Origin of the sequence: Streptomyces sp. (assembly GCF_035563135.1) — a bacterium.
In the GTDB taxonomy this organism is placed as follows: Bacteria; Actinomycetota; Actinomycetes; order Streptomycetales; family Streptomycetaceae; genus Streptomyces.
Genome location: NZ_DATMVN010000290.1, coordinates 1 through 7,494, shown reverse-complemented (window position 1 = coordinate 7,494; position 7,494 = coordinate 1). Strand labels below are relative to the sequence as shown.

At 73.5% G+C, this 7,494-nt stretch carries 8 protein-coding genes; 7 read left to right on the top strand and 1 reads right to left on the bottom strand.

What is annotated here, in order from left to right; translation table 11 throughout:
• Positions 1–931 (top strand): lyase family protein (locus tag VN520_RS12790; RefSeq protein ID WP_325747013.1); only part of this gene is annotated, 931 nt, incomplete at its 5' end.
• Positions 928–2,076 (top strand): 3-oxoadipate enol-lactonase, encoded by a 1,149-nt coding sequence (gene pcaD / locus VN520_RS12785; protein ID WP_325747012.1) that lies wholly within the window; start codon positions 928–930, stop codon positions 2,074–2,076. The genes VN520_RS12790 and pcaD, both read left to right, overlap by 4 nt.
• 54 nt (positions 2,077–2,130) lie before the next feature.
• Here the strand turns inward: pcaD and VN520_RS12780 are convergent, their stop codons facing one another.
• A complete protein-coding gene (locus tag VN520_RS12780; protein WP_325747011.1) occupies positions 2,131–2,952 on the bottom strand; it encodes a phospholipid scramblase-related protein in 822 nt (273 codons plus the stop codon).
• Positions 2,953–3,024: 72 nt separating this feature from the next.
• On the opposite strand from VN520_RS12780, the gene VN520_RS12775 reads away from it, so the two are divergent.
• The 5 genes from VN520_RS12775 to VN520_RS12755 all read left to right on the top strand — a co-directional run.
• Entirely contained in the window at positions 3,025–3,447 is a 423-nt protein-coding gene (locus tag VN520_RS12775; protein WP_325747010.1) for a hypothetical protein, read from the top strand.
• Between the two features lie 116 nt (positions 3,448–3,563).
• Complete coding sequence (locus VN520_RS12770; RefSeq protein ID WP_325747009.1) at positions 3,564–4,214, top strand: DUF3105 domain-containing protein; 651 nt, start codon at positions 3,564–3,566, stop codon at positions 4,212–4,214.
• Positions 4,211–4,858 carry a DUF305 domain-containing protein gene (locus VN520_RS12765; protein ID WP_325747008.1) on the top strand — a complete coding sequence of 216 codons (648 nt, stop codon included), beginning with the start codon at positions 4,211–4,213 and terminating at the stop codon, positions 4,856–4,858. Before VN520_RS12770 ends, VN520_RS12765 begins: the two co-directional genes overlap by 4 nt.
• 195 nt (positions 4,859–5,053) lie before the next feature.
• Complete coding sequence (locus VN520_RS12760) at positions 5,054–6,352, top strand: phytase (RefSeq protein ID WP_325747007.1); 1,299 nt, start codon at positions 5,054–5,056, stop codon at positions 6,350–6,352.
• 53 nt (positions 6,353–6,405) lie between these two features.
• Positions 6,406–7,494: ROK family protein (locus VN520_RS12755; RefSeq protein ID WP_325747006.1), on the top strand; the 1,089-nt coding region annotated here is incomplete at its 3' end.

Genomic DNA, 7,494 nt, shown 5'->3' with positions numbered 1-7,494 from the left:
CGACGCGCTGGAGCGGCTGGCGGCCGGGCACCGCGACACACCGATGCCCGGACGGACCTTGACCCAGCACGCCGTGCCGACCGCCTTCGGCCTCAAGGCCGCCGGCTGGCGGTCGCTGGTGCTCGACGCGCGGGACCGGCTGCGGGCGGTGCGCGACGCCCTCCCCGTCCAGCTCGGCGGCGCGGCGGGCACGCTGGCCGCCTTCACCGTGGACACGGAAGAGGCGGCGGGGCCCGGTCTCGTCGCCTCCTACGCCCGCGAACTGGACCTGGCCGAACCGCTGTTGCCCTGGCACACCCTGCGGACCCCGGTCGCCGACCTGGCCGGTGCGCTCGCCTTCACGGCGGGCGCACTCGGCAAGACGGCGGCCGACGTGCTCACCCTGTCCCGTACGGAGATCGCCGAGCTCTCGGAAGGCTCCGGCGGTGGTTCCTCCGCGATGCCGCACAAGGCCAATCCGGTCCGCGCGACCCTGATCGCCGCCGCGGCCCGCCGGGCACCCGGAGCGGCGGCCACGCTGTACGGCTCGCTCGCCGCCGAGGACGAACGGCCGGCCGGGGCCTGGCACGCCGAATGGGAGCCGCTGCGCGACCTGCTGCGCACGGTCGGCGGGGCGGCGCGGGACGCGGTGGAACTCGCCGAAGGGCTCAAGGTCTTCCCGTCGGCCATGCGCGGCCACCTGGGACTGACCGGCGGGCTGATCGTCTCCGAGCGGCTGGCCGCCGTCGCCGCCGGGCGGGTGGGCCGGACCCGCGCGAAGGAGATCCTCACCGAAGCGGCCGGCCGGGCCCGCGACGAGGGCAGGCCCCTCGCCGAAATCCTCGCGGGCGAGCCCGCCTTCGACGGCATGGATCTCACGGAACTGACCGACCCCGCCCGGTACACCGGCAGCGCCGGGCTCCTCACCGACCGCGCTCTGGAGCGCCGATGAACACGACAGACGCCCTCCTCCACCACCGCGCCGAAGGGCCGGCGAGCGCTCCCCCGCTCCTGCTCGGCCCGTCGCTCGGCACCTCCACCGCGCTCTGGGACGGGGTCGCCCCCGAGCTCTCCGCCGCCCACCGGGTCGTACGGTGGGACCTGCCGGGGCACGGCGGCTCGCCCGCGGGCCTGATCGGCCCGGGAGCGGGCATCGCCGATCTGGGTGCCCTGGTCCTGGCACTCGCCGACTCGCTGTCCCTGGACCGGTTCTCGTACGCCGGGGTCTCGCTGGGCGGCGCGGTGGGTCTCTGGCTCGCCGTCCACCACCCGGAGCGCGTCGACCGGCTGGCCGTCGTCTGTTCGTCCGCCCACTTCGGCGGTCCGGGGCCCTGGCGGGAGCGGGCCGCCCTCGTGCGCGCCGAAGGCCTCGCCGAGGTCGCCGAAAGTGCGGCGGGCCGCTGGTTCACGCCCGGATTCACCGAACCCCGGCTGCTCGACGACCTCCTGGCCACGGACCCTTCGGCGTACGCCGCGTGCTGCGACGCGCTCGCCGACTGCGATCTGCGGCCCGGACTGTCCGGCGTACGGGCTCCGACGCTGGTCATCGCGGGGCGTGAGGACCCGGCGACGCCGCCCGCCCACGCCCGGGAGATCGCCGACGGAATCCCGGGCGCGGCGCTGACCGAGCTGCCACGCGCCTCCCACCTGGCTCCCGCCGAGCGTCCGCAAGCCGTGAGGGAGGCCCTGCGGGCCCACTTCGCTCCCCGGGAGCGCGGGAGCGGGCCGGTGGTACGCCGAGAGGTCCTGGGCGATGCGCATGTGGACCGGGCGCAGGCTGCGACCACGGAGTTCACCGCGCCCTTCCAGGACTTCATCTCCCGCTACGCCTGGGGCGAGATCTGGACCGACCCGACGCTGTCCCGGCGCGAGCGGAGCCTGATCACTCTGACCGCCCTGGTCGCACACGGCCACCACGGCGAACTGGCCATGCACGTCCGTGCGGCGGTACGCAACGGCCTCAGCCCCCGCGAGATCGGCGCCGCCCTCCTGCAGACGGGGGTCTACTGCGGGGTCCCGGCGGCGAATTCGGCGTTCGCGGTGGCCGAGCGGGTGCTGGCGGAGATGGCGGAGACGGAGCGGGAGGGCGTGGAGTAGCCGCGGATGCGGGACGGTGCCCGGCCGGGCACCGTCCCGCATCCGCGCGGCGGCTCAGCCGAAGCCGCGGGCGTCCTGCTCGAGTGCGGTGTCCACGGTCAGTGCCGTCGCCACGACGAGGCTCAGCAGCGGCTCGGGCAGCTGGTGGTGGATCTGCAGCACGTAGTTGTCCGCCGTGGTGAACATGGTCTTCGCCAGGCCTTCCCAGGTCTTGGTGATCCTGGCGATCTCGGTGCCGGTGTGGTCGACGACGGCGAAGTTCCACGCGCGCCAGTTCTCGGCCTTGACCGCTCCGGCCTGCCGGCCTTCGGCCATGATGGCAAAGTTGATCTTTCCGATGGCGTTCTGCTGGACGATCTCCCCCACGGGCTGCCCGTCCGGGCGCTGCACGAGCACCCGGGACTTGACGAACTTCGCCGGGCGGGTCAGGAGCAGTTGCGGCTGCCCGTGGGCGTCGCGGATCTCCAGTCGGTGCGTGAGGTACTGGTCGATGCCGGAGACGAACCTGAGTACCTTGCGCAGACCGCTCTGGCCGACCTGGGCGACCGGACCGGCGGTGTTCCCCTGCTGGTCGAAGACGCTGTACTCGTTCGTGAGCTCGATCAGCTCGGCCTTCTGGTTCACCACCAGGACCTGCTGGCTGAACAGTGAACCGGCGCCGGGCGCGCCTTGCCGCGGAACGGCCTGCTGAGGGGCGAACTGCTGAGCGGCTGTCTGCTGCTGAGCGGCCGCGGGCGCCTGGGCCTGAGCAGGTGCCCGCCCCTGAGCAGGGTGGGTGTGCCCGGTCCAGCGGGAGCCGTCCCGGTACCGCAGCAGCTGGGGCACCCCGTGAGGGCCCGGATGCCAGCCCGCAGGTAGGTTCGATTGTGTTGTCACCCGGGGCGCACCGTCCCGCCGAACCGCGCCCCATACTCATTGAACATTCACACACCATCTACGATGGCGACGATGACCGGAATGAGCGCGTGGACGGATCGGCGACGAGGTGGCCTCGGCCTGCCCGCCGCACCGGTCTGGGCACTGATGCTCGTGGCGGCTTTCCTCTGCTGCTCCCCGGCCGGCACAGCCTCCCTCCCCGCCGGCCCCCCTTCCACGACAGCCGCCAGGGCCTTCACCCCGGCCCCCGCGACGACCGCGGTGGTCGTCGTGGCCGACGCCCCGGGCGAACGCGGGATCGGCAGCTCGTGCCACGGAACGACGGACCACGCGACGGCCGCCGTGCTTTCCGGCCACCCCGCTCCCGTGGCCCTGCCCTGCTCCTCGGTGACGCTGCGGGCCGCCCCGCTCACCGGCGCCGCGACCGTCCGGGGTCCCACGAACGACTCGGTGGACGCTGTCGACCGACTACGTCTGCAGGTCCAGCGGATCTAGGCCCGCCCCGGTCCGCCCTCCGCGCCGTCGACGCGCCGGGGGCCGTCCGTCCGTGCGCCTTCGTCCCCGCGTGGCCGCCTTCCGCGCCCGCGATCCGCTGAACCCGAGGACCTGACATGGCTTCCGCCAAGAACCAGAACAGCCCTGCCGCCGCGCGCCGCGCCAAACTCGAGGAGGCCCGCCGCAAGGAGCGGGCCCGGGAGCGCCGCGGCCGCATCATCACCATCACCGCGGCCGTCGTGGTGCTCGCCGGCCTGGTCGCCGGGGGCGGCTACCTGATGTCGGCCGCCGACGAGCAGGACAAGGCCGAGGAGAAGGCCAGGACCTCGCCCGTCGCCGGCGAGAAGTCCTGGGACGACCTGGCCCAGGACCACGTCCAAACGCCCGTCGACTACCCGATGAACCCCCCTGTCGGCGGTGACCACAACCCGGTCTGGATGAACTGCGACGCCGACGTCTACACCGAGGCGATACCGAACGAGAACGCCGTTCACTCCCTGGAGCACGGCGCCGTCTGGGTCACCTACAACGACAAGGCGAAGGAAGCGGACGTCAAGGCGCTCTCCGAACGCGTCTCGAAGACGCCCTACTCCCTGATGAGCCCCGTGGCCGACCAGAAGGACCCGCTGATGCTCAGCGCCTGGGGCAAGCAGCTCACCGTGAAGAGCGCCACCGACGCCCGCGTCGCGCAGTTCTTCACCAAGTACGTCCAGGGCGCGCAGACCCCGGAGCCGGGTGCCGCCTGCTCCGGCGGGGTCGCCCGGTGACCCCGTCCGCGCGCGCTCCCCGTTCGCTGGTGTGGGCGGGGGCGGTGGTGTTCCTCGTGGCCGCGGGGCTGGTCCTGCTCATGGTCGTACGGCCCTCGGCGGCCTCCTCGTCCGGCTCCGGGGCGCCCGGTCCCGTTCCTGCGGAGAGCTCGGCCGATGTGGGCTTCGCCCGGGACATGTCGGTCCACCACCAGCAGGCGGTGGAGATGGCGTTCATCGTCCGGGACCGCACCGAGGACGAGGACGTGCGCCGGCTCGCGTACGACATCATCAACACCCAGGCCAACCAGCGGGGCATGATGCTGGGCTGGCTGGAGTCCTGGGGCAGGCCCAAGAGTTCGGACCGGCCGCCGATGGAGTGGATGGGCCACCCGGCCGCCCCGTCCGACGGCTCGCTCATGCCGGGCATGGCGACGGACACCGAGCTGGACGGACTGCGCGCGGCAGAGGGCAGGGACGCCGAGGTGCTGTTCCTGCGGCTGATGACCGTGCACCACCGCGCCGGGGCGGACATGGCCCGGGCGGCGGCCGGGGCGGCGGGCACGGACGAGATCAGGAGTCTGGCGGCGGGCACGGCCCGGGCCCAGGAGTCGGAGATCTCGCTCATGACCGACATGCTGGAGGCCCGGGGCGCGCGGCCCTGAGCCCTTCGGGAGCGTCCGGTGCGGGGGCAGGTCCGGTGGCGCGTGCCGCCGGGCCTGCCCGTCTTCGCGGCACCGCGAATTCACCTGGCGCCCGTGTCCTCCTCATGGGCGCGACACCCGGGCAGCGCACCGCCGCCCGACACTTCCTGACGAGTCACGGACATGCCCCTCTTACGACAGGAAGCCTTCGTGCGCATGCACCGCTCCCCTCGCCTGGCGGCCACCGCCCTCCTCGGCACGGCACTGATCACCCTGGTCCCGCTCTCACCCGCGCACGCCCGGTCGCTGCCGTCGGTCGGCGCGACGGCCGAGACCGCCGCGCTGTACGACGACGAGGCGGGCGGCAACGCCGACGCCGACGACCCGGCGATCTGGCGCAACGACGCGGACCCCGGCCGCAGTCTCGTCGTCGCCACCGCCAAGGAGGGCGGGCTGCGGGTCTACGGTCTGGACGCGTCCCTGGTCCAGTCGATCCCCGCACCGGTACCCGCGACGGAGGACGACGCTCCCGGCAGGTTCAACAACGTCGATCTGGTGACCGGACTGCGGACCCCCTCCGGCCGTGCCGATGTGGCCGTGGTGAGTGACCGGGGCAACGACCGCCTCCGTATCTACCGCGTCGACCCCTCGCAGCCCGGCGGCCCCCTGAAGGACGTCACGGATCCCGGTGCCGCCCCGGTCTTCTCCTCCGGCCAGGCCGAGATCAACGAGCAGCGGACCGCCTACGGCCTCGCCACCTGGCAGGACCGCTCCACCGGGCGTTCGTACGCGCTCGTCAGCCGGCGCAACACCACGGACCTCGCCCTGCTGGAGCTGCGGCCGACGGCGGCGGGCACGGTGGGCTACCGCCTGGTGCGCACCCTCTCGCTCCCCTCCTCCTTCCGGCTCCCGGACGGCACCCCGTGGACACCGTGCGGCGAGCCCGGTGAGCTGCCCCAGGTCGAGGGCATGGTCGTCGACCCGGAGAACGGCACGCTCTACGCGGGCCAGGAGGACGTCGGCATCTGGCGGCTGCCCGCCGGACTGACCGGGCGCCCGGTCCTGGTGGACAAGGTCAAGGAGTACGGCGTCCCGGGGACGTACGACCCGCAGACCGAGGAGTGCGCGCCCGGCTCCGACCCCGGCTTCGGCGGCAAGCGGCTGGCGGCCGACGTGGAGGGCCTGACCCTCTTCCGCGAGTCCGGTGGCGACGGCTACCTCATGGCGTCCGGCCAGGGTGACAACAGCTTCGCCCTGTACGACCGCGAGATCGTCGAGGGCAACGAGTACGAAGGCGGCTTCCGCGTCACCGCCGTGTCCGCAGACCTCGACGGCAGCGAGGAGTGCGACGGTGCCGCCGTGCTCAACGAGCCGCTGGGCTCCCGCTATCCGCACGGGCTGCTCGTGGTCCAGGACGGGCACGAGACCTCCGCTGCGGGCGGCGAGGAGGACCGGGAGGCGACCGGCTTCAAGTTCGTCGACCTGCGGGCGGTGACGGAGGCGGCGGACCTGTAGCAGGGCCCGTGGGGACCGTCCCCCCAGGGGCATCGCATAGGCTCGTCAACCATATGAAGAGCTACCTCACGCCCCTGGGGTCCAAGGCCGACAAGGACACCGTACGACGCCACAACCTGAGCCTCGTGCTGCGCGCCGTACGGGACGAGGGCGAGACCGGCGAGGCGACCCGGGCCGGGGTGTCGGCCCGGGTCGGACTCACCCGGGCCGCGGTGTCCTCGCTGGTGGAGCAGTTGCTGGACAGCGGTTTCGTCACCGAGTCGGGCAAGACGTTCAGCGGGCAGGCCGGGCGCCCCGGCACGGCCCTGAAGGTGGCGCGCACCGGGCCCGCCGGGCTCGGCGTGGAGGTCAACATCGACTACGTGTCGGTGTGTGTCGTGGATCTGGCGGGCACCGGCCGGGTACGGCAGACCGAACACCTGGACAACCGCGGGGCCCCGCCCGAAGAGGTCCTGGCCCGGGCGGCGGGGATCGCCGCCCGCACCCTGGACTCCGCGCGGGAGCAGGACCTGTACCCGGTCGGTACGACGCTCGCCCTGCCGGGGCTCGTCTCGGGCGGCTCGGTGCGCCAGGCCCCGAACCTGGGCTGGAACCAGGTCACCGCCGAGGAGCTGTTCGCGAAGTCGCTGGCCGCGCTGCGTCCCGGCGCGGCACCGCTGCCCGTGCGCTCGGAGAACGAGGCGAATCTCGCGGCGCTGGCCGAGCTGTGGTTCGGGGGGCTCGGCACGGTCCGCAGCTTCCTCTATCTGACGGGCGAGATCGGTGTCGGCGGCGCTCTGGTCCTCGACGGTGAACTGCTGCGCGGTGCGCACGGTTTCGCCGGGGAGATCGGGCACGTGGTGGTGGACCCGGCAGGACCCGGATGCAGATGCGGTTCACGTGGCTGCCTGGAGCAGTACGCCGGCCAGTCGGCCCTGCTGCGCGCGGCCGGCATCGGCGAGGCCGCCGGCGGGGCCGCGGGGGTGATGGAGCTGGAGCGGCGGGCGCAGGCGGGTGACCCCGTGACGCTGGCCGCCGTGGCCGGTGCCGGCCGGATGCTGGGGCAGGTGCTGTCCGGAGCGGTGAATCTGTTCGATCCGGACGCGGTGGTGCTCGGCGGTATCTACCGCGGGCTGATGCCGTGGCTCTCGCCGCCCGCCGAC

What these genes read in the sequence shown, in the direction of transcription:
- VN520_RS12775 (WP_325747010.1), top strand. Translation starts at nt 3,025, where the DNA reads ATGACCGGAATGAGCGCGTGGACGGATCGGCGACGAGGTGGCCTCGGC.
- VN520_RS12760 (WP_325747007.1), top strand. Translation starts at nt 5,054, where the DNA reads ATGCACCGCTCCCCTCGCCTGGCGGCCACCGCCCTCCTCGGCACGGCA.
- VN520_RS12770 (WP_325747009.1), top strand. Translation starts at nt 3,564, where the DNA reads ATGGCTTCCGCCAAGAACCAGAACAGCCCTGCCGCCGCGCGCCGCGCC.
- pcaD (WP_325747012.1), top strand. Translation starts at nt 928, where the DNA reads ATGAACACGACAGACGCCCTCCTCCACCACCGCGCCGAAGGGCCGGCG.